The following is a 25,261-nucleotide window of genomic DNA, read 5'->3' as shown; positions in this document are numbered from 1 at the left end:
CGCACTGTCTCGCAGGACAAGGTCGGCGTGTCCTTTCGGACAATCAAGCGCCCGAACTTGCGCGATTCGCTTTAGCCTTCAGCCGGTGCTCGCAAACAGCACGCCGAAGGCCGGCAACTGCACGCGCGATTCGCCGAGTTCGCCGGCGAGCAGGCCGTGCCCTTCGAGCGCGCGCAAGCCGGCCACCGGATCGATCGAGAACACGCAGGCTTCGCTCCCGGTATTGAACCAGGCGCGCAGGACCACGCCACCGAGACGGCGTTCGAGGGCCAGCACCGGTCCGGGCGCCGTGCGTATCTCGACCTCGCCGAAGATCAGCGCGGGATGCTGCTTGCGCCAGCGCAGGAAGCTGCGGAAGCGCTGCAGGGGAGAGTCCGGGTCGGCATCCTGTGCCTCGACGCTGTTGCGGCGATGCGAGTCCGGCACCGGCAACCACGGTCGGGCGGATGAAAAGCCGCCGTTCTCGCCATTGGTCCACGGCATCGGCGTGCGGCAGCCATCGCGTCCCTTGTAGTTGGGCCAGAACGCGATGCCGTACGGATCCTGCAGCAGTTCGAACGGCAGGTCGGCCTCGGTCAGGCCGAGTTCCTCGCCCTGGAACACGCAGACCGAACCGCGCAGCGAGCAGACCATGGCACTGAGCAGGCTGGCCAGGTGCGACGGCGCATCGGCGACGCCCCAGCGACTGGCCACCCGCTGCACGTCGTGGTTGGAGATCGACCAGCACGGCCAGCCCTCGGTCATCCGGGCCTCGAGGCTCTGCACGGTGTCGCGGATGTGCCGGGTAGAGAACTCGTCGGTCAGCAATTCGAAGCTGTAGCCCATGTGCAGGCGGTCGGCACCGGTGTATTCGGCCATGGTCGCCAGCGAATCTTCCGAGGAGATCTCGCCGAGTGCAGCCACGTCGGGATAGCGGTCGAGCAGGACGCGCAGCTCGCGGATGAAGCCGAGGTTCTCGGGTTGCGTGTTGTTGTAGTAGTGGTACTGGTAGGCGTAGGGATTGTCCGGGCTGAAGCCGCGACCGACGCGCATGGCCTCGGGTTTCGGCGGGTTGTCGCGCAATTGGGCATCGTGGAAACAGAAGTTGATCGCGTCGAGGCGCAGCCCGTCGACGCCGCGATCGAGCCAGAAGCGGACGTTGTCGAGCGCGGCCTGGCGAACCTCGGGGTTGTGGAAGTTGAGGTCCGGCTGCGAGGCCAGGAAGTTGTGCAGGAAGTACTGGCGCCGGCGCGGTTCCCATTTCCAGGCCACGCCGCCGAAGATCGACAGCCAGTTGTTCGGCGGCGTGCCGTCCTCGCGCGCATCGGCCCAGACGTACCAGTCGGCCTTGGCGTTGGTCCGGTTCTCGCGGCTCTCGCGGAACCAGGCATGCTCGATCGAGGTATGGCTGAGGACCTGGTCGATGACGACCTTGAGACCCAGGCCATGGGCTTTCGCAACCAGGCGATCGAAATCGGCGAGCGTGCCGAACAGCGGATCGACGTCACGGTAGTCGGCGATGTCGTAGCCGAAGTCGGCCATCGGCGACCTGAAGAAGGGCGACACCCAGATCGCGTCGACACCGAGGCTGGCCACGTAGTCGAGGCGTTCGATGATGCCGGGCAGGTCGCCGACGCCGTCGCCATTGGTGTCCTGGAAACTGCGCGGGTAGATCTGGTAGATGACGGCTCCGCGCCACCACGGTTGTCTGCTCATTCAATCGTCCCGGGCCTCCGGCGCAGGCATTGCGCGGGGCATCGATGGTGCCAAGGTCTGCAGTCTGCAGCTTAACGCCGGCCTGCGCGCATGCCGGTAGTCTGTGCATACGTATTCATCGGTCGGCAAGCGGTCGGCGCAGGGCGAATCGGATTAGCGTTGCCCCGAACGCGCGTTGCCGGTGGCGGCGCCAGGGGCACTTGCCGGGGGTGATCGTTGAACACAGGTTTGATCCAGGTTTCGGTATTCGTCGCCCTGACCGGGCTGGTCGCGCTGCTGACCTGGCGCGTCTGCGCCCGCGCGCGGCACAGCACCGATGAATCGAAGGACTACTTCCTCGCCGGCGGCGGCCTGGCCTGGCCCTACGTCGCCGGTTCGCTGCTGCTGACCAACATCAGTGCCGAACAGATCGTCGGCATGAACGGGGCGCAGATGATGCTGGTCGCCTGGTGGGAATTCGGCGCCGCGGCCGGCCTGCTCGTGCTCGCCCACGTGCTGGTGCCGATGTACTACCGCTACAACTGCACGACCACGACCGAACTGCTCGAACGCCGGCTCGGCGATCCGGGCCTGCGCCGTCTCGTTTCGGTGCTGTTCCTGGTCGGCTACATGTTCATCCTGCTGCCGGTCGTGCTCTACACCGGTGCGGTGTTCATGAAGTCGATGTTCGCGCTCGACCTGCCGATCATCGTCATCGCCGCGGCCTTCGCCCTCGGCGGATTGCTCTACGCGGCCTTCGGCGGCCTGCGCGCAATCGCGATTTCCGACACCTTCAACGGCGTCGGCCTGCTCGTCATGGGCCTGGCCGTGACCGTGTTCGCCCTGGCCGCCGTGCACTGGGACCTGTCCGGCGTGCCGGCCGAACGCTGGTCGCTGATCGGCAGCGACGAGTCGGATATTCCCTGGCACACCCTGCTCACCGGCATGCTGTTCATCCACATCTTCTACTGGGGCACCAACATGGTGATCGCCCAGCGCGCCATGGCCGCGAAGTCGGTGCGCGAGGCGCAGAAGGGCATCTATGCCGCTGCCGCCTTCAAGCTCGTGATTCCGCTGATCGTCGTATTCCCGGGCGTGATCGCCTACAAGCTGTACGGCGACATCGGCGATATCGCCTACGGCCGACTGGTCGGCGACGTGCTGCCGCCGTGGCTCTCGGGCGCGTTCGCCGCGATGATCGTCGGCGCCGTGCTGTCGAGCTTCAATTCCTGCCTCAATTCCGCAGCCGCGCTGTACACCTGCGACCTGCACGTGCCGCTGGTCAATGCCCACGCCGACGTCAGGAAGATCGGTCAGCGCGTGGCCACTGCATTTGCGCTGGTCGGCGTGGCCATGGTGCCGGTGTTCGAGCACGCGCAAAGCATCGTCGACACCCTGCAGCGCCTCAACGGGCTCTATTCGATGCCGGTGCTGGCAGCCTTCCTCGCCGCCGTGTTCATGCGCCACGGCAGCGCCCATGCGGTCAAGATCGGCATCGGTTTCGGCGCCGCGCTGTATGCGGTATTCACCTTCGTCTGGTCGCCGCTGCACTACATCCACCTGATGGCGATCACGCTGGCCGCGACCCTGCTCGTGATGCTCCTGATCGACCGCCTTGCGGGCAGGACCGTCGCGGTTGCCGAGTCCGCGTGATGCCCGAGCGCGGGCGATGGTGGTTGCTGGTCGCCGGCCTGATGGTCGCCGCTGCCGGCGTGGCTGCGCCACCGTCCGCTGCCGACTGCCGCAGCGCCGGATTCGCGACGGTGCTGGAGCCCGTCCACGCGGGTTCGCCAGTGGATGCGCGAGCGGTCTGGCTCGATGCCGGGCGCCTGCGCTGGCCGGGCAAGCCGGCGCACAGCCGTTACCGGCTGTTCGTGTCGGATCGAGGCCGTATCGAGACCACGATCGGTGAGCGCGTACGCGGTGCCGGGCGAACGCTCCGGCTCGAGCTCGCCACCGGGCCGCTGGCGGCCGACCTCGCAACACATTTCAACTATCTCGGCGCCGGTGTCGAACTCGGCCTGCGCGAGCACGATCGGTCCCGGCTGCGTGATTACCTGCGCGCACAACTGGTGCTGGCGGAAGTCGATGCCGGCGAGCGCGTCCTCGACGCCACCCATCTGCAGCCCGCCGCCGCGCTCGACACGCTGTATGCCGAAGCCGCCGAGCAGCAGCGGCTCGGTGTCGAGATCACGCCGGCGCAGACCCGCATCGCGGTGTGGGCGCCGACCGCACGACGCCTCGCGCTGTGCCTGCATGCCGCGGAAAGTCCGGCGGCGACGCAGGTCCTGCCGATGCGGCGCGACAGGAAGAGCGGGGTCTGGTCGATTGGCCTGCACGGCGATCGAGCCAACCAGACCTACACCTTGCTGGTCGATGGCTACGTGCGTGGCCACGGCCTCGTGCGCAATCGCGTCACCGACCCCTACAGCCTGAGTCTGGACGCCGACTCGAAGCACAGCTGGATCGGCTCCCTCGATGCTGCCGATACGATGCCCGACGAATGGAAGGCCGATCGCAGCCCGGCGCCGATCGCGGCGGCGACCGACATGCGCATCTACGAACTGCACCTGCGCGATTTCTCGGTCAATGATGCCAGCGTGCCCGCCGCGCATCGCGGCAAGTACCTCGCCTTCACCGACGCGGCCAGCGACGGCATGCGCCACCTGCGCGCGCTGGCCGTGGCCGGCATGACCGACCTGCACCTGCTGCCGGTGTTCGACATCGCGACGATTCCCGAGACCGGCTGCCCGACCCCGTGGCCGAACGGGCCGCCGGCCGGCGAACAACAGCAGGCGATGATCGCGGCGACACGCGAGCGCGACTGCTACAACTGGGGCTACGAGCCGCTGCACTACACCGCGCCCGAAGGCAGCTACGCAAGCGATGCGGCCGACCCGCGCGTGCGCATCCGCGAGTTCCGGCGCATGGTCATGGCCGTGCACGGGATCGGCCTGCGCGTCGGCATGGACGTTGTCTACAACCACACCAGCGCGGCCGGCCAGGACGGGAAATCGGTGCTCGACCGCATCGTGCCCGACTACTACCACCGGCTCGATGCGAACGGCGCGATCGAACGCTCGACCTGCTGCGCGAACACGGCCACCGAGCAGCGCATGATGGCCCGGCTGATGCGCGACTCGGTGGCGACCTGGGCGCGCGCCTACCACATCGATTCGTTCCGCTTCGACCTGATGGGCCACCAGCCGCGCGCCGCCATGGAAGCCGTGCAGGTCGCTGCGGACAGCGCGCGTGGCCAGCACGTGGTATTGCTCGGCGAGGGCTGGAATTTCGGCGAAGTGGCCGACGGAGCGCGCTTCGTGCAGGCCTCGCAGCGTTCCCTCAACGGCAGCGGCATCGCCACCTTTTCCGACCGGGCCCGCGATGCCGTGCGCGGTGGCGGCTGTTGCGACAGCGGCCTCGACCTGCTGGCCAATCAAGGCTACGTGAATGGCTTGCATTACGCGCCGAACACGCAGGCACAGGGTCGCGCGACGCGAGCCGACCTGCTGCGGGCCGCCGATCTGGTCCGCGTTGGACTGGCCGGAACCTTGCGCGATTTCAGCATGCAGGTGGCCACGGGCCAGGTCGAAACGCTGGACCATATCGACTACGCCGGCCAGCCGGCCGGCTATGCGAGCGAGCCGGGCGAGGTGGTCAACTACGTCGAGAACCACGACAACCCGACCCTGTTCGACATCAATGTCCTCAAGCTGCCGCCGTCGACCTCGGCCGAGGAGCGCGCCCGCGTGCAGATTCTCGCCGCGGCAATCCCGATGTTCAGCCAGGGCATCGCCTATTTCCCCGCCGGTATCGAGGGCCTGCGCAGCAAGTCGCTCGATCGCAACAGCTACGATTCGGGCGACTGGTTCAACCGTATCGACTGGCGCTTCCGCGACAACGGCTTCGGCAGCGGCCTGCCGCCGGCCGCCGACAATGGCAAGGACTGGCCGCTGCTGCGCCCGCTGCTCGCCGATCCCGCACTCAAGCCTTCTTCCGAAGTCATCCAGTGGACGCGTGATGCATTCTTCGACCTTCTGCGCCTGCGTGCGAGTTCTTCGCTGTTTCGCCTGCGCAGCGCCGAAGAAGTGCGCAAGCGCCTGCATTTCCTCAACACCGGGCCCGACCAGATCGCTACCCTGGTCGTCGCGCATCTCGATGGAGACGGGCTGGCCGGAACGCGCTTCCGCGAACTGATGGTCTTCGTCAACGTCGATCTGCACGCCGCGGATTTTCGCGCGCAGGGCGAGCGCGACAGGCCATGGCAACTGCATCCCGCGCAGGCAGGTTCCGAAGCCGCCGATGCCCGGGTCCGCGATGAAGCGCGCTTCGACGCCGGCAGCGGGCGCTTCCATGTGCCGGCACGCAGCGCCGTGGTCTTTGTGATCGAATGAACGCGACCGACTCGAGGAGCAGCGAACCCGTGCACGATTCCCGCATCCGGAAGATCGTCATCGTCGGCGGTGGCACCGCCGGCTGGATGACCGCCGCGACACTGGCCAAGCTGATCGGGCGCAGCGTCGCGATCCGCCTGGTCGAATCCGACGAGATCGGCATCGTCGGCGTCGGCGAAGCGACGATTCCGCAGATCCGCCTGTTCAACGCCACGCTTGGCATCGACGAGGACGAATTCGTCCGCGAGACGCGCGGCACCTTCAAGCTCGGCATCGAGTTCGTCGACTGGACCCGACCCGGGTCACGCTACATGCACGCCTTCGGCGTCGTCGGCGGACGCGATCTCGGCCTTGTCCAGTTCTACCAGTACTGGCTCAAGCTGCACCAGCTCGGCAAGGTCGCCGAGCTTGGCAGCTATACGTTCAACCAGGTCGCCGCGCGGCTCGGTCGCTTCATGCGCGGCACCGGCCAGCCGAACTCGCCGCTGACCAACGTCTACCACGCTTTCCATTTCGACGCCGGCCTGTACGCGCGCTTCCTGCGCGGCTACGCCGAAAAGCTCGGCGTCGTGCGCACCGAAGGCAAGATCGTCGACACGATCCTGCGCGGCGAGGACGGCTTCATCGAAGCGGTCGTGCTCGACAGCGGCGAGCGCATCGAGGGCGAGCTGTTCATCGACTGCTCGGGCTTCCGTGGCCTGTTGATCGAGCAGGCCCTGCACACCGGCCATGAGGACTGGAGCCACTGGCTGCCATGCAATCGCGCGATGGCCGTACCGTGCGCGAGCGTGCCCGATCCGACCCCGTACACGCGGGCCACGGCGCGTCCGGCCGGTTGGCAATGGCGCATTCCGCTGCAGCATCGGACCGGCAACGGCCATGTCTATTGCAGCGACTTCATGGGCGACGACGAAGCCGCGGCGATCCTGCTCGCCAACCTCGACGGCGAGGCCCTGGCCGATCCGCGGCCGCTGCGCTTCACGACCGGCATGCGCAAGCGATTCTGGAACCGCAACTGCGTCGCGATCGGCCTTTCCAGCGGCTTCATGGAACCGCTCGAGTCGACCAGCATCCATTTCATCCAGTCGAGCATCGCCAAACTCGTCGCGCTGTTTCCGGACCGCGGTTTCGCCGAGCAGACCATCGACGAGTACAACCGCCAGACCCGGTTCGAGTTCGAGCGCAGCCGCGATTTCCTGATCCTGCACTACCTGGCCAATGCCCGCGACGAACCGTTCTGGCAGCGCTGCCGCGAGATGGCGATCCCCGATACGCTGAGGCACAAGATCGACCTGTTCCGCAGCAGCGCGCGCCTGTTCCGCGAGCACGAGGAACTGTTCACCGAGGTCGGCTGGCTGCAGGTCATGGTCGGCCAGGGCATCGTCCCCGAGCGCTACCACCCGATGGTCGACATGCTCGGCGAAGCCGAAATCGTGCAGATGGTCGAAGGCACCCGCGCCGTGCTCGAGCGCGCCGCTGCGGCGATGCCGAGCCATGCGGAGTTCATTTCCAGACACTGTCGGGCATCGGCGTGAATTCGTTTGCAGAAAATCAAAAGCCCACCCTCATCCCCCTCCGGGACCTTCTCCCGCCAGCGGGAGAAGGAAAGGAAGTATTGGTCTCCCGCCAGCGGGAGGACGAGCAGCAAGAGCCCATCCCTCCGTTCGTCCTGAGCGCAGCGCAGCGAAGTCGAAGGACAGCTTCACGAGTACCTCAATTCCCAGGCCCGGCAATGTCCGAGTCGGATGCTTCTCCCGCTGGCGGGAGAAGCTGCCGCCAGCCTGGTGCTTGTTGACGAGCGGATGAGGGTGGTCGGGCGTAGCGGGTCGCGTGTCAACGCGGGGCAGAAAGCGGAGCGTGATCCGGAGTCATCGCGCTCGAAATAAAGCAGGAGGATACCGTGAAGAAGATTTTCGTCGGCTTGGTCGTTTGTGGCCTCATGGGATGGATATCGGCACACGCCGAACCACCCCAGGTCGTCGCCATGGTCGACTCACCCGACAAGGTCCTGCATGTCGAGCTGAGCCTCGACGAGGGCCGTATCAGCTATGCGGTCAGCCGCTTCGGCGTCCCGGTCATTGCGTCATCGCGGCTCGGCTTCCTGCTGCGCAACACGGAAAAGCTCGAGCGCAATTTCGCCCTTGCCACGCAGGCCACGCGCAGCGTCGATGAGACCTGGGAGCAGCCCTGGGGCGAAACCCGCACCGTGCGCAACCACTATACCGAGCTCACGGCGCGCTTCACCGAGCAGGTCAAGCTCAAGCGCAGCCTCGATCTCGTTTTTCGCGTCTACGACGACGGGGTTGGCTTCCGCTATGCGTTCCCTGATCAGCCGCAGCTCAAGGACGTGGTCATCGACGACGAGCTGACCGAATTCGCAGTCGTGCCGAAGGCGACCGCGTGGTGGATTCCCGGTGGCGAGTGGAATCGCTACGAGTATCTGTACAACCGCACGCCGCTCGACCAGGTCGGCCAGGCGCATACGCCGATGACGATCCGCACCGGGGATGGCCTGCACATCGCCTTCCACGAAGCGGCCCTGGTCGACTACGCCGGGATGTGGCTGCGCCGGGTCGAGGGCCAGCGGTTCCGCGCGCAACTCGCGCCGGCTTCGGAAGGCTGGAAAGTCCGGCGCCAGGCGCCGTTCGCGACGCCGTGGCGTACCCTGGTCATCGCCGACAGCGCGGCGGGCCTTTACGAATCAAATCTCGAACTGAACCTCAACGAGCCGAACAGACTCGGCGACGTGAGCTGGTTCAAGCCGGCCAAGTACGTTGGCGTCTGGTGGGAGATGCATCTGAACAAGTCGAGCTGGGCGACCGGGCCGACCCATGGTGCGACCACGGCGAACACGAAACGCTATATCGACTTCGCGGCGAACAACGGCTTCCGCGGCGTACTTGTCGAGGGCTGGAACACCGGCTGGGACGGCCAGTGGTTCGGCAATGGCAATGATTTTGATTTCACCACGCCGACCGCCGACTTCGACCTCGAGGGCCTCGCTGCGTATGCAAAGAAGAAGGGCGTTCACCTGATCGGCCACCACGAAACCGGCGGCGCAGTCAATCACTACGAGAAACAGCTCGATGCCGCGCTCGACCTGTATGCGCGGCTCGGCATCGATGTGGTCAAGTCGGGCTACGTCGCCGATGCCGGCCAGATCGAGCGCAACGACGGCGATGGCGTGGTCCGTCGTGAATGGCACGACGGGCAATGGATGGCGCGCCATCATCTGCGCGTGGTTGAAGAGGCCGCGAAGCGCCACATCGCGATCAATCCGCACGAGCCGATCAAGGACACCGGCCTGCGTCGCACGTATCCGAACTGGGTTTCGCGCGAAGGCGCGCGCGGCATGGAATACGCGGCCTGGGGCAATCCGCCGAACCCGCCCGAACACGAGGTCAACCTCGTCTTCACGCGCATGTTGGCCGGGCCGATGGACTTCACCCCGGGCATCCTGAGCCTGGAAGGCCGCGGCCAGGCCGTGCAGACGACGATCGCCAAACAACTCGCGCTGTACGTCGTCCTGTACAGCCCGATCCAGATGGCCGCCGACCTGCCCGAGAATTACATCAAGCACGCCGATGCCTTCCAGTTCATCAAGGATGTCGCGGTCGACTGGTCCGAGACGCATGTGCTCAACGGCGAAGTCGGCGACTACGTGACGATCGTGCGCAAGGATCGCAACAGTGAGGACTGGTTCCTCGGCAGCCTCACCGACGGGAACGGCCGCGTGCTGTCGGTGCCGCTTTCATTCCTCGATCCGGGGCGGATCTACATCGCAGAGATCTACCGAGACGGCGACGACGCAAACTGGCAGTCGAATCCGTTTGCGTTTACCGCCGAAAAGCGCGAAGTGACGAGTACCGACACGCTGACCCTGCGCCTCGCCGCGGGCGGCGGCCAGGCGATCCGTTTCAATCCGAAAGACAAACAATGAAGCTTCGACCGCCACCAGGACCGCGATCCCGCCATCCCGTAGGTTGGGGTGAGCGTCAGCGAACCCCAACGATTCGCGATCTTCAGCGCGCATGGCATGGGCGAGCGTGCGGCGACGTTGGGGTTCGCTTTGCTCACCACCAACCTACGCAGGCAGGGGCTCGCCTCCTTGCAGCACCGAGTAGAAGTCGCTGTGTCCCTGCCGGCGCAAGGACGACGGGTGTGCGCTGCTCGTCGACGGCGGCTGCACTTACCAGAGGGGAAGGCTAATGAATACAGGCAAGATCCGTGATCTGCTTTTCCCGACGCTGCTGCTCGCGTGCGCCTGCGCCCACGCCACCGAGTTGCCCATCGTGGCCTCGGGGCGCATCGAGCGCCTCGCCGATTTTCCGTCGAAGCAAATCCCGCCGCGCAACGTCGATGTCTGGCTGCCCGATGGCTACCCGAAGGCGGCGCCCTACGCCGTGCTCTACATGCACGACGGCCAGATGCTGTTTGACGCGACGACGACCTGGAACCACCAGGAATGGAAGGCCGACGAGATTGCCGGCGAGCTGATCAGGTCGGGCAGGGCGCGCCCGTTCATCATCGTCGGGATCTGGAACGGAGGTGCGGCGCGCGCCGTCGAGTATTTCCCGCAGAAGCCCCTGCAGGAACTCGCGCCGAAGGATCGCGACGAATTGCTGGCCACGACCTACGGCGACGGCCAGAAGCTGTTTTCCGGTCCCGTCCATTCCGATCGCTACCTGCGTTTTCTCGTGACCGAGCTGAAGCCCTACATCGACAGCCACTTCAAGGTCAGCCCGCGTCGCGAAGACGCCCTGTTGATGGGGTCGAGCCTCGGCGGACTGATCTCCATGTATGCGCTGGCCGAGTATCCCGAGGTCTTCGGTGCCGCCGCCTGCCTGTCGACGCACTGGCCCGGTCGTATGGGCGACGGTCCGGACAACCCGGTACCGGCAACGTTTTTCCGCTACATCGAGACGCATTTTCCGAAAGCCGGCCGGCACCGCATCTACTTCGACCACGGCACGCGCACGCTCGATGAGAGCTACGCCGACCGTCAACGCGTCGTCGACGCACTGATCCGCGCCAAGGGCTATGTCGCCACCGATTTCATGAGCCGTGTCTTCCCTGGCGCCGAGCACAGCGAGACCTCGTGGGCGCAGCGCCTGGACATTCCGATGACCTTCCTGCTCGCTCCCGGCTCGGCACCTTGAAACCGGCTGCCTGGGTGGTCGCCGTCAGCGCCGCCCGGGGCAAGCGCAGGCCCGGGACGAGGAAAATCAGAAGGAAGGCGACGTTGCCGACCACGTTCCATTGCCCACCCGAAATGACCGAGTCGGTCGAGTCGACCAGGAACCGTGCGCAATAGCCGATATCGCGCAGTGAGACGGTGCGAGGGCGCCTTCAGGGATCCGCGCAGCAGCGGAAGCCGGTGCTGTAGTCGAAATACTCGGTGTCGTGCGCGGTGGTCAGATACAGGCATCCGTTGCCATTGATCTGGGTGTCCAGATAGAAGCCGCCGCGGTAGGTGCCGGCCGGATCAGACGTCCATTCGTTGAGATTGCCCATCATGTCGTACGGCCCTTCCGCACTGACGCATTGCGCATTGGCGCCGGCGCGGTCGACCGTATTCCACTGCTGGTTGATGCACGGATGCTGCAGTTGTTCGGGTGTCCACGGCCCAGGCGTGCCGAAGTAGTCGGCGACGGGATGCGTCGAGCGCGCATCGTTGCAGACGCCGGGCAGGCGCGTATTGCCGTAGGGAAAGGTCAGCATGTCGGGTCCCTGGCAGGCGCGCAGCCATTCGCTGTTGCTGCACAGGCGCTTGCCGGCGGCCTGGCATGCAGCAGCCGCCTGATCGCCGCTGATCGTGCCCTGCGGGATCGCGAAACGCGCCGAGACCGCACGCACGGCTGTCGTTCCCGGGTTGCGATAGGGTGACCATGCCACCGGTGCCGCCGGAATCGTGACGTCGAGCAGGGCGGCTTCGTAGCGGTCGATGCAGAACGACGCGACCGGAACCATGCCGTCGGCGCATCCGCCGACACCCGGTTCCTCGAAAAGGCCCTCGTTTGGATGCGGATCGTCGCCGGCCGTACAGGCGAACGCTTCGAATGCATCGCGGTAGACCGGATCGACATAGGCCGGGGCGGTCGACGCGGCCAAGGCCGGGATCGGCGCCAGCCAGATCGCAACGAGGCAGAACACGCGCGTCCGCAGTCTCGGCAGGCGCCCGGTTCCGCGGCATTCGACTGGCATGACGATGGGCCTCGAGCAGGGTTGCGGAGTGGACTTCCGGAGGGCCCGGGTACGCCTGCGCAGTCTATCCGAACGCTGCCCGGGCGGCATTCGGTCGCCGCCAGGGCGATCGTATTCGTCGCGCCTGCGCTGGGCTACCATGCGCCATGCCGGCCGTGACCATCCTGCATCATGAATCGGTCCTCGTCATCGACTACCGTTGCACGGCGTCGTCGAGCGATCGGCCGTTTACCGAGCAGCATGCACGGCATTCGATTTCGTACGTGCGCCGGGGCAGCTTCGGCTGTCGCATCGGCAGCCGGAGATCGGACCTGGTCGCCGGCTCGCTGATGATCGGCCATGCCGGCCACGAATACTGCTGCACGCATGACCACCATGACGGCGGCGACGAATGCCTCTCGTTCCAGTTCTCGCCCGAGGCCGTCGAGCCGTTCGCACCTTCGTCGAGGGCCTGGCAAGTCGGCAGTGTTGCGCCGTTGCCGGGTCTGGTCGTGCTCGGTGAACTCGCGCAGGCGGCGTGCGCGGGACGCAGCGATCTCGGCGTCGACGAAGTCGGCCTGCTGCTGGCCGCGCGCTTCGTCGAGACGATGGCCGGTCGGCGCCGCGCGCCCGTGCACGAGAGCGCCCGTGACCAGCGGCGTGCAGTCGAGTCGGCACTGTGGATCGACGCGAACGCGACCGGAGCCGTGCGCCTCGAGGACCTCGCCGACGACGCAGGATTGAGTCCTTTCCACTTCCTGCGCGTGTTCAACAAGGTGCTCGGCGTGACCCCGCACCAGTATCTCGTCCGCGCGCGCCTGCGCCGTGCGGCGCGGCAGCTCGCCGATGGCGACCGGCCGGTCACCGACATCGCCTTCGATTCGGGATTCGGCGACCTGTCGAATTTCGTGCGCACGTTCCATCGTGCCGCCGGGGTGTCGCCGCGACGCTTTCGCCAGGCCGCGCGCGGCGAGCGCAATTTTCTCCAAGTCGGAGCGCGCGCCGCTCCGTAATCTCTCTCCCGGATTCATCACCGAACCGGAGAGACCATGTACGACCATATCGGATTCAAGACGCGTGACCTCGACGCAAGCGTGCGCTTCTACGAAGCTGCGCTGTCGCCACTGGGCCATGTGCTCGACTCGCACGACAAATCGAGTGCCGGCCTCGGGCCGAAGGGGGCACCCTCGCTCTGGCTTTACGCCGGCGGCGGTAAAGGTGGCAATGCGGTCCACGTCGGCTTTCGCGCGAGAGACCGGCGCGCGGTCGACGCGTTCCATGCGGCCGGGCTCGCCGCCGGTGGCCGCGACCACGGCGCACCGGGCCTGCGCGCCGACTACAGCCCGACCTACTATGCGGCGTTCCTGATCGATCCCGACGGCAACAATGTCGAAGCGGTCTGCATGGCGCCGGTGGCCTGAGCATGGCGTCCGTCCGCAGGGAAGTCCTGATCCGGGCGCCGGCCGCTCGGGTCTGGGATGCGGTGCGGGATGTCGGGGCCTTGCATAGCCGACTCGTGCCCGGGTTCGTCGTCGATACGCGACTTGAACCGGGTGCCCGGATAGTCACCTTCGGCAGGTCAGACGCGAGCTGATTCTCGATATCGACGACGAGGAGCGCCGCCTGGCCTGGGCCATCGTCGATCCGCCGTTGCGCCATTACAGTGCATCGGCGCAGATCTTCGGCGCCGGGCGAAATGTCTGCCGGTTCGTCTGGATCGCCGACCTGCTGCCCGACACGATGGCCGGGACCGTGGCCGGCATGATCGAGCACAGGGACTCGCCGTGGCCAGGCAGACCCTGGAGCGATCAGCCGGCGCAGGCTGAGGAACCGCTGGCGGAAATCCGGCCGGCTGCGATGACCCGGTCAGGCCGGATGCCCCGCAACGAGCGCGGTATCCGGCTGCTGCTGGCGCTCGCGTAGCCAGCTGCGCAGGGAGGCGATCGAAGGCAGTCGCCGCGCACCGATTTCGTCGAGCACCCCGGCATAGGCGCCAGCGCCGGCACCGCCGACGACCAGCGCGACCCGATCGGGCAAGCCGGCGCGCAGCGCGCGCATCTCGCTGGCGACGCGGACGTCGTCGGTCGGATGCACGATCGAGAGGGCCACCGCATCGGCGTCGGCCATGCGCGCGGCCCGGATCAGTTCTTCCGCCGGCAGGCTGGCACCGAGAAAAGTCACGCGCCAGCCATTGCTGGCCGCCGCCGTGGCCGCCAGCATCGCGCCGAGATCGTGCATCTGGAAGGCCGGTGTGCCGACCACGATGCGCGGCGCATCGTCGGCGACGAGCGGGAAATCGGTCATCCAGTTGAGCACGCGGCGGATGACGGTGGTGGCCAGATGCCCGTTCGCCGGGGGAAACGTGCCCTCGTGCCAGCGCGTGCCGATGGCCAGCAGCAGGGGGCCGAACACGCGGTCGAGCACCTGGTCGGAAGGCAGGCGCAGCGCCGCGGTGCGCAAGGCCGCCTCGAGCGTCGAGGCATTGAAATCCTCGGCCGCCGCCAATGCACCGGAGAGCAGGGCGGTGGCGACCGCGTCGTTCGAATCGGCCGGTTCGGGCGAGTTGCCTTGCGGCGCATCGGCGGCGACCAGGCTGCGCAATTCGGTTTCGGAGAGTCCGGCCACCTGGCCGATCTGGCGGCCGGCCGCGACCGCCTGGGCCAGCAGCTTCAGGCGCTCGATGTCCGCATCGGTGTAGTTGCGCTGTCCGCCTGCCGTGCGCGCTGGCGCCACGGCGTGATACCGCTTTTCCCAGGCCCGCAGCAGGTCCGGGCTGAGGCCGGTGCGACGCGACGCGACGCGGACCGAATGAAAGGCGGGTATTGGATCAGGCATGGCTAATGGTAGGCAGCCGACGGGTTCTTGTCCAGATATTAACGAAACTTGTCCAAGTAAATTGGCGATGTTGACACCAAATAGTTGGACATGTAGTGTACAGGCTCCATGAACGCTCCCCAATACATGGACAAACGCTAGACACCGTTCATTGCTCTCTTCCCCACCCCCACTGGAGTACGACCATGAATCTCACCTCCCTGATCCTCGCCGCGGCGGTCGCCGCTGCGCCAATGACTGCATTCGCTGGAGACATGAACAAAATGGACACCAAGAAGGACATCGTCGACACCGCCGTCGCTGCCGGTTCGTTCAAGACCCTCGCCACCGCGCTCGAAGCGGCCGGCCTGGTCGACACGCTCAAGGGCCCCGGCCCGTTCACCGTGTTTGCGCCGACCGACGCGGCGTTCGCCAAGTTGCCGGCCGGCACGGTCGAGGGCCTGCTCAAGGACAAGCCCAAGCTGACCGCGATCCTGACCTACCACGTCGTCGCCGGTAACGTGAAGGCGGCCGACGTGGTCAAGCTCGACAGCGCCAAGACGGTCAACGGCCAGTCCGTCGCGATCAAGGTCGTCGACGGCAAGGTCATGGTCGACAACGCCACGGTCACCACGGCCGACGTCGAAGCCTCCAACGGCGTCATCCACGTCATCGATACCGTGCTGCTCCCGAAGGAGTAAGCCCAGGTCCTGTCGAGCGGATTGATCACAGGCTCGACCTTACGCCCCCGCCGCCCCTCCCTCGGCGGGGGCGTTCGTATTTCCGGTCTGCGGAAATCGGCTTCGGCGTCAGCCCCGTTCGGTTGGGGGCAGAGGCGCATGCGTCGGCCTGCTTCGTCCTGCGAAGCCTCTGCAGGAAGCGGCGCTCCAGAGCAGGCCGCGGCGGGGAATTCAGGCGGCGAGCAGCTTTTCGCGCTCGGCCTTCAGAAGCGCTTCATTGGTGCGGATGAAATCGGCCAGGCGCTCGTCGCTGGGGATGCTGGCCAGTTCGGCGCGGGCGCAGCGGATCAGGGCTTCGAGCCGGGTCAGGCGCCGAATCTGATTGAGGGTCTGTATCGCTTCTTGTCGCATGGCTATCGATCCCGGAAGGGCGGTTTCACGAGTCTGGTGGGAGCTCCTTTGCCCGTGCACAGGCGCGGCGATCGGATCTCTCCGCCGGCACCGCATGCCCGACATGCCTTTCAGGCCGCGAGCAGCTTCTCGCGTTCCTCAATCAGCAATTGCTCGTTGAGCCGGATGAATTCGGCGAGCAATGCGTCGTCGGGTGCGTGGTCCAGTTCCGCCTTGGCACTGCGGATCCAGGCTTCCAGACGGGTCAGGGCCCGGATCTGGCTCAGTATACTGCGGGCTTCGGTGCGCATGAAACGGCTCCCTGCACGGGCGGGTCCTGCCATCCCGATGGTTCATTGTGCACTATTTTTCCCGTGCCTGCGCTGCAGGCCCGAGGCGGAAGTCGCGCCGGTGCGGCCCAGCCATGGCGGAACGTGGTCGGGCAGGTCAGCGCGTGGTGCTCGCAGTGCCTGCATTCGGGCCCGCGGAGTGCGATCATCGGCACGGAGTCCGTGGTCCGGAAGGTAGTACGCGATGCATGAGGTCACCCAGTTGCTGCAGCGTGCGGCCGCCGGCGATGATGCGGCGCGCGAACCGCTGTTCCGGCTTCTCTACCCGGAGCTGATGCGCCTGGCCAGAAGTCACCTGGCCCAGGCCGGAACGATTTCGCTCGACCCCGGCGGCCTGTTGCATGAAGCCTATCTGCGTCTGCCCGAGGGTTCGAACCTGCCGGACCGGAACCGGCGCGTGTTCTATGCGTACGCATCCAAGGTCATGCGCAGCGTCATTGTCGACCATGTGCGCGAGCGCGGCGCGCAGAAGCGCGGCGGGGGCGAAGCGTTGCAGCCGCTGGGCGACACCCTGGCCGACCTGCTCGCCGATGAAAGCCTGCTGCCTGCCATCGACGAGGCCATGCTGGCGCTGGAATCGGCGGACCCGCGCGCCCACCAGGTCGTGGAACTCCGTTATTTCGGCGGACTGACCGAGGAGACGGTCGCTGATGTGCTGGAGATTTCGATCGCCACGGTGAAGCGCGACTGGCGGCGTGCGCGAGCATTCCTCTTCGACTACATCGTCTCGGCCTGAGCAGGATCATGATCCGGACGCGACCCTCGAATCCGTCTGTCGCTGCAGGGAGGCGCATCGATGCCGATGCGCGGGTGTCGGGCGCGCCAGGTCGCTCGTGATCGGGGAGGATCCACGCATGGGCGAAGAGCGGAACAGGGATGGCGAGCGGCTGGACCGCACGCGCGAGGCGATGCGCCAATTCGAGGCATGGATGCAGATCGAGGACACGGGCGCGCGCGCCGGCTTCATGGAGCGCCTGCGCGCGATCGATCCGCAGCTGTACGAACGCGTCGACGCGCTCGTGCGCGCCGACCGTGGCGGCGCCGCGGCGCAGTTCATGGAAGGGACCGCGATCCGGCGCCTGCATGCGGAGCCAAACGAGGGCCAGGGCGTGGATCGTGCTGGCGAGCACATGGGGCCGTGGCGACTCGTGAGCCTGCTCGGGCGCGGCGGCATGGGCGAGGTCTGGCTGGCTGAACGCGTCGACGGGCAGTACCACGCCCATGCGGCTATCAAGCTGCTGCGGGGTTCGAACGAGGGTGCGCCGGCACGCCGACGATTCCAGCGCGAAGGGCGCATCCTTGCCCGGCTCGCACACGATCACATCGCACGCCTGCTCGATGCCGGCGAGAGCGAACGCGGGCAACGCTATCTGGTCCTCGAATGGATCGAGGGCGAGCGCATCGATGCCTGGGCCGATCGCCACCGGCTGTCGATCGACAGACGGCTCGGCCTGTTCGAGCAGGTCTGTGCCGCGGTCTCCTATGCGCACTCGCACCTCGTCGTGCACCGCGATCTCAAGCCGTCGAACGTGCTCGTGCAGGACGACGGCGAGGTCAAGCTTCTCGACTTCGGCGTGGCCAAGCTGCTCGAGGACGATCGCGATGCACCCGAGCAGACCGAGCTGACGCTCGCCGACGGTGTCGCCCTGACACCCGAATACGCGTCGCCCGAACAGATCGAGAATGCGGCGATCACGGTGGCCAGCGACGTCTATTCGCTTGGCGTGCTGCTCTACGTCCTGCTGGCCGGGGAAGGGCCGTATGCCGATCGTGGCTCGTCGCCGGCGCAGTGGGCGCGCGCGATCCTCGAGGGCGAACCTCGGCGACTGTCGGGCGCGACCGGCGGCGCCGGCGAGGTCGCCACGGCGCGTGCCGAGGCGCGTTCGTCCACGCCGGCCGAATGGCGACGCGCCCTGCGCGGCGAACTGGAGACGATCGTCGCGCGCGCACTGAAGAAGCAGCCAACCGAGCGCTATGCCTCGGTGGCCGCGCTGGCCGAGGACATCCACCGCTACCGCGAGAACCGTCCGATCCTCGCACGACCCGATTCGCTGGCCTACCGCAGCCGCAAGTTCGCCCGTCGTCACCGCGTCGGCGTCGCGGTTTCGATCCTGGCGATCCTCGGCCTCGCCGCCGGTATCCTGCTCGTCTCATGGCAGGCGCATGTCGCACGCCTCGAAGCGGAGCGCTCCGAGCGCAGCCGCACGTTCCTCGTCAACCTGATCCGCGACGTCAATCCGTTCTCGGCCAGTCGTGGCGGGCAGGGCCAGACCGGCAACCTGCTGGCCGCCGCACTCGATCGTGTCGAGCACGATTTCGCCGACGCGCCCGACATGCAGGCCGAACTGCGCAGCGTGATCGCGCTCGGCTTGCGCCAGATCGGCGACAACGCGAAATCGGTGGCCATCCTCGAGACCAACGTCGCCGAGCTGCGACGCAACTTCGGCGATCGTTCGCCGATACTCGGCAACGCGCTGGTCGAACTCGGCTACGTCAAGCGTGAACTCGGCGACATCGCCGCTGCGCGCGCAGACTTCACCGAGGCCGAGCCGCTCTTGCGCGACGCCGGGCCGGACTATCGCAACGCGCGCATCGAACTGCTGGTCGCGCTGGCCCGGCTCGACAACCAGGTCGGCGATCATGCGCATGCGCTCGAACTGCACCGGCGCATCCTCGGAGAGCGCGAGGCCCTGCAGGGCGCCGACGGTCCGGATGTCGCCACCGATCTCATGAACATCGCCACCGACGACGGCGCACTCGAGCGTTATGCGGAAGCCGAATCGTTGGCCATGCGCGCGGACGACCTGCTCGTGCGCAGGCTCGGGCCCGATCATGCGCGTCGCATCTACATCGAGAACACGCTCGGCCTGGCCCAGGCCTTCGCCGGACACGCCGAGGCCGGAATCGCCACGCTCCGCGATGCGGTCCAGCGCGCGCGAGCGACGCTTGCACCCGATGCGCCGATGCTCGGCATCGTGCTGACCTCGCTCGGGGTGGCGCTGCACGAGGGCGGCGACGATGACGCGGCGCTCGCCGCGCTTGAGGAGGCGCACCGGATCATGGACGCGGCCGCGCATCCGATGCGCGGCCAGGTGACCCTCATGCTCGGTCGCGTCGAACTCGCGCTCGATCGTCCTCAGGCCCTCGCAACCCTGCAGGCGGCGATTGGCGAGCTGGCTGGACCGGCCGGCGCGGACGGCCATCTCGATCTGGCCGGGGCCGCGCACGGCGCGGCACTGGCACGCAGCGGCCGTCGCGACGAGGGCGAGGCCGAGGCCCGGGCGGCCCGGGCCCGATTGCTCGCCGGCAAGTCCGCCGCCAGCGTCACGCTCGCCGAGATCGACCGCCTGCTCGCCGACATCGAGGACGCGGGCGGCGCGACGGAGCGCGCGCTCGCGTTTCGTCACGATGCGCTGGCGGTCTACCGGCGTGTCTATGGCACCGAACACCCGCGCACGCACGAGCTGGCGGCAGTCGTCTCGGCGACGCACGCCGACAGCAAGCGCTGAGCGCTCGATCGCCGCGGATGCTGTTTCCGGGGTGATCCGTTCCAACCCTGCTTTCCGTCGCGCCGTGCGCGTGACACCTCTGCATCGCTGATCCCGGATCGAACGCGCCGCGGCTCCGCGGTGCGGGCGGCTTTCGCTGGCGGAGCTTTCCTCGGGTCGTGATTGGGTGAGGCAGAGCGTGGCCTGCGGCCGATCGATGAGCCTCGGCGTGCCGGGCGGCGTGATCGATCCCGCTGCCGGCCGACCCGGACTTTACGGCTGGCGATACGCCGCATGATCCGAACGCCTGCGTTTCGACGTCTGCCTGAGCAGCTTCGCTGGAAATCCATCCGGCGCATCCATCGCCATGGCGATGGGTTCGATCCGACTTTCCGGCGCGAGCGCCCATCACAACCCCATTCCGCGTGGAAGGAGTACCGAGATGATTCGTGAACAAGGAACGTGCCTGCAGACGTCAGCCTGCCGGGGCCTTCGCCACATGCGAAGCACGGCGCGGCTGGCGCTGATCGCCACTGTGTGGCTCGCCGCCGGCGCGGGCTTGCCGCAGCGGGCCGATGCCGAGACGTGGATTCCCCGCGCCCAGGGATTCTTCGGTCTGCAGGGCGATCATCTCGGCACCAGCATTGCGATTCGCACGGTACTCGGGAGCAACAATACGCGCGTCGTCACGCGCGTCTATGTCGGTGTTCCCGATCGCGACGTGGGCGCCATGGCCGATGCGGGAGAAGTGCAGATCTTCGATCCGGCGCCGAATGGCTGGGAATATGTCGGCTCGCTGTTCTCGAACGTGTCGCAGGCCGGTGCGCATTTCGGTGCGAGCATCGCGGTGGATGATGGGACCGTTCTCGTCGGTGCGCCGGACTACACAAACGGCGCAACAAGCGGTGCCGGCCGCATCGAATTCTGGGTCGACAGCGGCACCCCGACCCTGACCTTCCGAGGAGCGCGAACCGGCAACGGCGGCAACTTCGGCAGTGACGTCGCGATCGACGGCATCATGGCCGTCGCATCGGTACCGAATGCCGGCGGCGGCAGCGGCTGCATCGCGACCTACCGGTACAACGCGTCGAATACGACCTGGGAGAACTTTCCGAATGTTCCGTCGCTGCGCTGCGGTAGCAGCGGGGCCGCGCTCGGAGCGTCGGTGGCGATCAAGCAGATCACGGACCAGGCCTTCCTCGTGATCGCCGGCGCGCCCGGTGAATCGCAGGGCGCCAACCTGCTCGCCGGTGCCGCGCACGTCTACGCTCCGAGCACGTCGCAGACGACGGATGGCGGCCTGATCGAGGTCGGCACCCTTGCGGCGCAGCCGCCGGGCGCGTTCGAGGTGTTCGGCACGAGCGTCGGTATCGACGCCAACTTTGTCTACGTCGGCGCGACAGGGCGCGACAATGGCGCCGGTCGGGTCGGCTCGGTCACGATCTTCAAGCCGGCCTTCATCATTGGATACGATTACCTCGCCGAGTATTTTCCGAGTCCGCCGGCGACGGTCGGCGGACTGTGCGGAGCCAGCCTCAGTGTCGATGAAGTCTACGGCCAGTTCATTATGGGCTGCCCGAACAGCACCGGCACGGTCGCCCATGAAGGCACCGCTCGCGTCTATCGACAGTTCGAATTTCTCGGCCAGACGGTCTGGACCGACAGCGTGCTGGGTTTCGGCCAGCTCGCGCACGGTGGCGACGGGCTCGGAAGGAGTGTCGTGATGTCGGGAGACCACGCGTTCGTCGGCGCGCCCGATGCGAATTTCCCGCCCCCGCAAACCGGCAACGGCGTGTGGAAGGAGTTCCAGCCGGACGTGATCTTCCGGAACGGCTTCCAGTAGGCGCAGAGGGATCCGCGGCGAGGGTCGACGCAGGAACGCGCGTTCGACCTGGCGCTGCGAATCCCGCCAGGCAAACCCCAGATGGCCGGAGTGCCCAGAGCGATGATTCGATCCTTCCCGTTCCTGCCCTCGCGCGCGGCCTTCGCCATGCTGCTGTGGGTCCTTTGGTCTGGCGCCGAGGCAAGCACCTTCACGGTCGTCAACACGAACGATTCCGGCGTCGGTTCCCTGCGCCAGGCGATGCTCGATGCCAACGGCGCCTGCGGCAGCAACCGCGTCGAGTTCGCGATTCCCGGCAGCGGCCCGCACGCCATCGCCGTGACCGGCAGCCTGCCATCGATCACCTGCAGCCTCATCGTGGACGGCTACAGCCAGGCCGGCAGCCAGATGAATACGCGCACGCCCGACCAGGGCGGACTCGATACCGTCCTCGCGATCGAGCTCGTCGGATCCGGTGGCAACGGTTTCCTTCTTGCCAACGGTGCGGCGTTCTACACGGTGACCGTGCAAGGGCTCGCCCTGCACGGTTTCTCCCAGCCGATCGCCGGCAACAGCAATCTCGCCGGCAATTCGCAGGTGAATGTCTACGGCAACTTCATTGGCACCACGATAACCGGCCAGGCCCTGGCCGGCACCGGCAACAGCAGCAGCACGCTGCGCACGGGCCAGAGTTCGGCGCAGGTCGGTGGCATCCAGCCATGGCAGCGCAATCTGCTGTCGGGTGGGGCGAACTTCGGCGTCCTGATCGATGGTCCGGCCATCGTCGAAGGCAACCTGATCGGCACCGATGCGAGCGGCACGACAGCGATCCCGAACGGAGCGTCCGGCAACGGCCCGGCCATTCGCATCCCGAGCAACCGCGCCAACATCCGTATCGGTGGCGCATCGCCCGATTCGCGCAACGTGATTTCCGGCAATCGCTCGTTCGCGATCAACATCGCGCGCCAGAGCGGCGCCAGCCAATATGTCGGGCTGGAGATCCAGGGCAACTACATCGGCACCGACTGGAGTGGCCTGCATCCGGTCCCGAACGGATTCAGCCAGGCCAATGCGGCGATATTCGGCGGCGGCATCCAGGTGTCGGGTGCATTGGCGGATTCGACCGCGGCGATCATCGGCGGATTCGGGCCCGGCCAGGCCAACCTGATCGCCTTCAACAGCGGGGTCGGCATCATCGCGTCGGCGAATGGCGCGAGCGAGTCGTTCGACAGCCGCGCCAATGCGATCCATGGCAACCACGGCCCGGGTCGCGCCAACATCGACATCGGCGCGAATGGCCCGACACCGAACGATCCCGAGGATGCCGACGGCGGTGCGAACAATGGGCAGAACTGGCCCGAGGTGGTAGCGGCGAGCCAGGTCGGCGACCAGTTGTCGGTGACCTATCGGGTCGACACGAGCCCCGCCAACGCGCCGTATCCGCTGCGCATCGATTTCTATCTTGACGCACAAGGCGGATCCGGCACATGGCTGGCGCAGGACAGCTATCCCGAGTCGAGTGCGCAGGCGCCGCGGTCAGTCGTGCTGACCGTGCCCGCAGGCGCTCGCGCGTTACCGTTCGTCGCCACGGCGACCGATGCGGACGGGCATACGAGCGAATTCTCGCCGGCATTCGACGTGGTCTTCGAGACCGACTTCGATTGAGGGGAACAGGGCAGGGCACAAATTCGGGATCGGCCCAGGGCCGGACAGGACGATCGGCGCGGCGCCGGCTTGGCCCGGCGCGGCTCACGCCGCGAGCAGTTTGCGCCGCTCTTCGGCCAGCAGCCTTTCATTGACGCGGATGAACTCGGCAAGCAGTTCGTCACCGGGGGTGCTGGCCAGTTCGGCCCTGGCGCAACGGATCCACGCCTCCAGCCGGGTGAGGGTCCTGATCGCGGTCAAGGTCTCGCGTGCTTCCTGTCGCATGGGCGTTCTCGTGGTGGTGCGGTTGCCGGTCCGGATCGCCATTGCGAACGAGCCGGATCGACAGTGTGAAGAAACGTGTCAGGCCCGTCGTCGGGGTTTTGCCGCGTTGGCGTGTAGGAGATTTCCTACACGGCGTGTAGGAAAGCATCGATTTCGCGCCTGGCACGACCGTTTGCCGTTGGGCCTGGCCCGCAGGCGCCAGCGCGCAGCGCGGCACGATGTGCCGAAGTGCGGCGAGCTTGACCGGGCCCGCGCCGATACCGGCCGATTGTCGCGTTTATCCAATCAACGCGCGGCGATCCGGTGTCTCATGCGCGCCCCAGGTCCATCCGGAGATTCGCATGAGATTTCCCCAGGTTCCGCTCGGGTCGCTGGTCTGCGCTATCGTCTGGATGTCCGCATCGACCCCATCGTATTGCGCACCCAAGGAGTCAGGAACCATGCAGGCCCACGGCGATTTCGACGTCAAGATCACCCCGCAGAGGGCCGACAACCCCGATGCCGAGGCGGCTGGTTTCGCCCGCATCGCGCTCGACAAGCGTTACCACGGAGCCATCGAGGGCAGCGGCCGCGGCGAAATGCTGGCAGCGGGCGACGGCTCGAAATCCGGTGCGTACGTGGCTCTGGAAAAGGTCAGCGGAACGCTTGACGGTCGCGAGGGCAGCTTCGCCCTGTTGCACAGCGCGGTCATGGTCGACGGCGTGCCGCGCGACTGGAGCATCCGCGTCGTACCCGACTCGGGAACAGGCCAGCTCACCGGTATCGAAGGCCGGCTGCGCATCACCATGGCAGCCGGCAAGCACAGCTACGATCTCGAATACACCCTGCCCACGGATTGAGCACCCGGGTCGATGGCGCCGGCTTCAGCCGGCCGCCTTGTCCTCGGCGCGCCGCGTAAACACGATGCGCACCAGGGGGTGCGGATTCGGCGTGACGATGCCCAGCTGGGTGAACGTGAAGATGCGCGTGTCGCCCTTGAATTCCTCGACGATGCGGTAGTCGACGAAATGGCCCTTGCCGTCGTTCTGCTTGGACGACCAGGTCATGATCTTCTCGTCCGGCTGCCAGTAGCCATAGTCGGTGCGCACGGCGCCGTCATTGGTGTCGACCCAGGTATCGACATAGGTCTTGGCGACCGGGTCGTAGCCCCAGACGCCGTGGCCCTGGTAGGCCGGAAACTTGCCGTTGGCGGGTATCGTGAAATCGTTGGTGATCCAGTGGCCATTGAGCAGCAAGGTATTGACCTGCACGCCGGTGGCCGTGCCGGACGGCTTGTCCTTCTCGTAGAACGTGATCTCGGCGTCCCAGGTGCCCGCTTCCATCGCGATCGGTGCATAGACCTCGGCCGGGATCGTGGGGGCCTGTTCGGGCGCCGGAGACGCGGCAAGCGCCGCGAGCGGCAATAGGGCGCTGGTGAAAGCCAGCAGCAAACGGGGACCGGGGAGCGCAAGTGTCATTCGGGAATTCCTTGGGGTGGCGGGGCGCGCGGAGTCTGACGCATCCACCGCACCACGGCGCATGGCCAAAGTCACCCTGC

At 66.8% G+C, this 25,261-nt stretch carries 20 protein-coding genes; 13 read left to right on the top strand and 7 right to left on the bottom strand.

Annotation, left to right across the window (positions count from 1 at the left end; translation table 11 throughout):
• Positions 1-78 precede the first annotated feature (78 nt).
• Entirely contained in the window at positions 79-1,695 is a 1,617-nt protein-coding gene (locus BM125_RS04660) for an alpha-amylase family glycosyl hydrolase (protein WP_092405390.1), read from the bottom strand.
• A gap of 216 nt (positions 1,696-1,911) precedes the next feature.
• Between BM125_RS04660 and BM125_RS04655 the strand changes: the two genes are divergently transcribed.
• The 5 genes from BM125_RS04655 to BM125_RS04635 all read left to right on the top strand — a co-directional run bounded on the left by BM125_RS04655 (position 1,912) and on the right by BM125_RS04635 (position 11,227).
• A complete protein-coding gene (locus tag BM125_RS04655) occupies positions 1,912-3,327 on the top strand; it encodes a solute:sodium symporter family transporter (protein ID WP_217647802.1) in 1,416 nt (471 codons plus the stop codon).
• The gene (locus BM125_RS04650) at positions 3,327-6,068 is read left to right on the top strand and encodes an alpha-1,6-glucosidase domain-containing protein (RefSeq protein WP_092405386.1); all 2,742 of its coding nucleotides are present in this window, start codon (positions 3,327-3,329) and stop codon (positions 6,066-6,068) included. The genes BM125_RS04655 and BM125_RS04650 overlap by 1 nt, the downstream gene beginning before the upstream one ends.
• Entirely contained in the window at positions 6,065-7,603 is a 1,539-nt protein-coding gene (locus tag BM125_RS04645; RefSeq protein ID WP_425429595.1) for a tryptophan halogenase family protein, read from the top strand. Before BM125_RS04650 ends, BM125_RS04645 begins: the two co-directional genes overlap by 4 nt.
• 404 nt (positions 7,604-8,007) lie before the next feature.
• Positions 8,008-10,008: a glycoside hydrolase family 97 protein gene (locus tag BM125_RS04640; RefSeq protein WP_092405590.1), complete on the top strand. Its 2,001-nt coding sequence runs from the start codon at positions 8,008-8,010 to the stop codon at positions 10,006-10,008.
• A 268-nt stretch (positions 10,009-10,276) separates the two neighbouring features.
• On the top strand, positions 10,277-11,227 hold the full coding sequence (locus BM125_RS04635; protein WP_092405384.1) for an alpha/beta hydrolase: 951 nt from the start codon (positions 10,277-10,279) through the stop codon (positions 11,225-11,227).
• A gap of 190 nt (positions 11,228-11,417) precedes the next feature.
• On the opposite strand, the gene BM125_RS04630 is transcribed toward BM125_RS04635, so the two are convergent.
• Positions 11,418-12,272, bottom strand: coding sequence for an SUMF1/EgtB/PvdO family nonheme iron enzyme (locus tag BM125_RS04630; RefSeq protein WP_175497913.1), 855 nt, complete (start codon positions 12,270-12,272; stop codon positions 11,418-11,420).
• 146 nt (positions 12,273-12,418) lie between these two features.
• Between BM125_RS04630 and BM125_RS04625 the strand changes: the two genes are divergently transcribed.
• Complete coding sequence (locus BM125_RS04625; protein ID WP_092405380.1) at positions 12,419-13,264, top strand: helix-turn-helix domain-containing protein; 846 nt, start codon at positions 12,419-12,421, stop codon at positions 13,262-13,264.
• A gap of 36 nt (positions 13,265-13,300) precedes the next feature.
• A complete protein-coding gene (locus BM125_RS04620; RefSeq protein ID WP_092405378.1) occupies positions 13,301-13,672 on the top strand; it encodes a VOC family protein in 372 nt (123 codons plus the stop codon).
• 445 nt (positions 13,673-14,117) lie between these two features.
• On the opposite strand, the gene BM125_RS04610 is transcribed toward BM125_RS04620, so the two are convergent.
• Entirely contained in the window at positions 14,118-15,086 is a 969-nt protein-coding gene (locus BM125_RS04610) for a MerR family transcriptional regulator (RefSeq protein WP_092405376.1), read from the bottom strand.
• A gap of 185 nt (positions 15,087-15,271) precedes the next feature.
• Here BM125_RS04610 and BM125_RS04605 point away from each other — a divergent pair, with 185 nt between their 5' ends.
• A complete protein-coding gene (locus BM125_RS04605; RefSeq protein ID WP_092405374.1) occupies positions 15,272-15,766 on the top strand; it encodes a fasciclin domain-containing protein in 495 nt (164 codons plus the stop codon).
• Positions 15,767-15,976: 210 nt separating this feature from the next.
• On the opposite strand, the gene BM125_RS04600 is transcribed toward BM125_RS04605, so the two are convergent.
• A complete protein-coding gene (locus tag BM125_RS04600) occupies positions 15,977-16,156 on the bottom strand; it encodes a hypothetical protein (protein ID WP_092405372.1) in 180 nt (59 codons plus the stop codon).
• A gap of 110 nt (positions 16,157-16,266) precedes the next feature.
• Complete coding sequence (locus BM125_RS04595) at positions 16,267-16,446, bottom strand: hypothetical protein (RefSeq protein WP_092405370.1); 180 nt, start codon at positions 16,444-16,446, stop codon at positions 16,267-16,269.
• A 223-nt stretch (positions 16,447-16,669) separates the two neighbouring features.
• Here BM125_RS04595 and BM125_RS04590 point away from each other — a divergent pair, with 223 nt between their 5' ends.
• The 4 genes from BM125_RS04590 to BM125_RS04575 all read left to right on the top strand — a co-directional run bounded on the left by BM125_RS04590 (position 16,670) and on the right by BM125_RS04575 (position 23,460).
• On the top strand, positions 16,670-17,221 hold the full coding sequence (locus BM125_RS04590; protein WP_092405368.1) for an ECF-type sigma factor: 552 nt from the start codon (positions 16,670-16,672) through the stop codon (positions 17,219-17,221).
• A gap of 118 nt (positions 17,222-17,339) precedes the next feature.
• Positions 17,340-19,994 (top strand): serine/threonine-protein kinase, encoded by a 2,655-nt coding sequence (locus BM125_RS04585; RefSeq protein ID WP_092405366.1) that lies wholly within the window; start codon positions 17,340-17,342, stop codon positions 19,992-19,994.
• 421 nt (positions 19,995-20,415) lie between these two features.
• The gene (locus tag BM125_RS04580) at positions 20,416-21,816 is read left to right on the top strand and encodes a hypothetical protein (protein ID WP_139224854.1); all 1,401 of its coding nucleotides are present in this window, start codon (positions 20,416-20,418) and stop codon (positions 21,814-21,816) included.
• A 102-nt stretch (positions 21,817-21,918) separates the two neighbouring features.
• Positions 21,919-23,460, top strand: a complete 1,542-nt coding sequence (locus BM125_RS04575) for an autotransporter outer membrane beta-barrel domain-containing protein (RefSeq protein WP_092405362.1) — start codon at positions 21,919-21,921, stop codon at positions 23,458-23,460.
• A gap of 84 nt (positions 23,461-23,544) precedes the next feature.
• Here the strand turns inward: BM125_RS04575 and BM125_RS04570 are convergent, their stop codons facing one another.
• Positions 23,545-23,724, bottom strand: a complete 180-nt coding sequence (locus BM125_RS04570; protein WP_139224853.1) for a hypothetical protein — start codon at positions 23,722-23,724, stop codon at positions 23,545-23,547.
• Between the two features lie 341 nt (positions 23,725-24,065).
• On the opposite strand from BM125_RS04570, the gene BM125_RS04565 reads away from it, so the two are divergent.
• Entirely contained in the window at positions 24,066-24,563 is a 498-nt protein-coding gene (locus BM125_RS04565) for a DUF3224 domain-containing protein (RefSeq protein WP_245778787.1), read from the top strand.
• Between the two features lie 24 nt (positions 24,564-24,587).
• On the opposite strand, the gene BM125_RS04560 is transcribed toward BM125_RS04565, so the two are convergent.
• Positions 24,588-25,181 (bottom strand): DUF1579 family protein, encoded by a 594-nt coding sequence (locus tag BM125_RS04560; RefSeq protein WP_175497912.1) that lies wholly within the window; start codon positions 25,179-25,181, stop codon positions 24,588-24,590.
• Positions 25,182-25,261: the final 80 nt, after the last annotated feature.

This window comes from Dokdonella immobilis (genome assembly GCF_900115085.1).
GTDB classification, from domain to species: Bacteria; Pseudomonadota; Gammaproteobacteria; order Xanthomonadales; family Rhodanobacteraceae; genus Dokdonella; species Dokdonella immobilis.
The sequence above is the reverse complement of the archived record's forward strand: the minus strand, read 5'-3'. Positions and strand labels throughout refer to the sequence as shown.

Excerpts from the sequence above, each read along its gene's own strand:
- BM125_RS04660 (WP_092405390.1), bottom strand. The coding sequence starts at position 1,695 with ATGAGCAGACAACCGTGGTGGCGCGGAGCCGTCATCTACCAGATCTAC.
- BM125_RS04650 (WP_092405386.1), top strand. The coding sequence starts at position 3,327 with ATGCCCGAGCGCGGGCGATGGTGGTTGCTGGTCGCCGGCCTGATGGTC.
- BM125_RS04645 (WP_425429595.1), top strand. The coding sequence starts at position 6,065 with ATGAACGCGACCGACTCGAGGAGCAGCGAACCCGTGCACGATTCCCGC.
- BM125_RS04640 (WP_092405590.1), top strand. The coding sequence starts at position 8,008 with ATGGGATGGATATCGGCACACGCCGAACCACCCCAGGTCGTCGCCATG.
- BM125_RS04635 (WP_092405384.1), top strand. The coding sequence starts at position 10,277 with ATGAATACAGGCAAGATCCGTGATCTGCTTTTCCCGACGCTGCTGCTC.
- BM125_RS04630 (WP_175497913.1), bottom strand. The coding sequence starts at position 12,272 with ATGCCAGTCGAATGCCGCGGAACCGGGCGCCTGCCGAGACTGCGGACG.
- BM125_RS04625 (WP_092405380.1), top strand. The coding sequence starts at position 12,419 with ATGCCGGCCGTGACCATCCTGCATCATGAATCGGTCCTCGTCATCGAC.
- BM125_RS04620 (WP_092405378.1), top strand. The coding sequence starts at position 13,301 with ATGTACGACCATATCGGATTCAAGACGCGTGACCTCGACGCAAGCGTG.
- BM125_RS04610 (WP_092405376.1), bottom strand. The coding sequence starts at position 15,086 with ATGCCTGATCCAATACCCGCCTTTCATTCGGTCCGCGTCGCGTCGCGT.
- BM125_RS04605 (WP_092405374.1), top strand. The coding sequence starts at position 15,272 with ATGAATCTCACCTCCCTGATCCTCGCCGCGGCGGTCGCCGCTGCGCCA.
- BM125_RS04600 (WP_092405372.1), bottom strand. The coding sequence starts at position 16,156 with ATGCGACAAGAAGCGATACAGACCCTCAATCAGATTCGGCGCCTGACC.
- BM125_RS04595 (WP_092405370.1), bottom strand. The coding sequence starts at position 16,446 with ATGCGCACCGAAGCCCGCAGTATACTGAGCCAGATCCGGGCCCTGACC.
- BM125_RS04590 (WP_092405368.1), top strand. The coding sequence starts at position 16,670 with ATGCATGAGGTCACCCAGTTGCTGCAGCGTGCGGCCGCCGGCGATGAT.
- BM125_RS04585 (WP_092405366.1), top strand. The coding sequence starts at position 17,340 with ATGGGCGAAGAGCGGAACAGGGATGGCGAGCGGCTGGACCGCACGCGC.
- BM125_RS04580 (WP_139224854.1), top strand. The coding sequence starts at position 20,416 with ATGATTCGTGAACAAGGAACGTGCCTGCAGACGTCAGCCTGCCGGGGC.
- BM125_RS04575 (WP_092405362.1), top strand. The coding sequence starts at position 21,919 with ATGATTCGATCCTTCCCGTTCCTGCCCTCGCGCGCGGCCTTCGCCATG.
- BM125_RS04570 (WP_139224853.1), bottom strand. The coding sequence starts at position 23,724 with ATGCGACAGGAAGCACGCGAGACCTTGACCGCGATCAGGACCCTCACC.
- BM125_RS04565 (WP_245778787.1), top strand. The coding sequence starts at position 24,066 with ATGAGATTTCCCCAGGTTCCGCTCGGGTCGCTGGTCTGCGCTATCGTC.
- BM125_RS04560 (WP_175497912.1), bottom strand. The coding sequence starts at position 25,181 with ATGACACTTGCGCTCCCCGGTCCCCGTTTGCTGCTGGCTTTCACCAGC.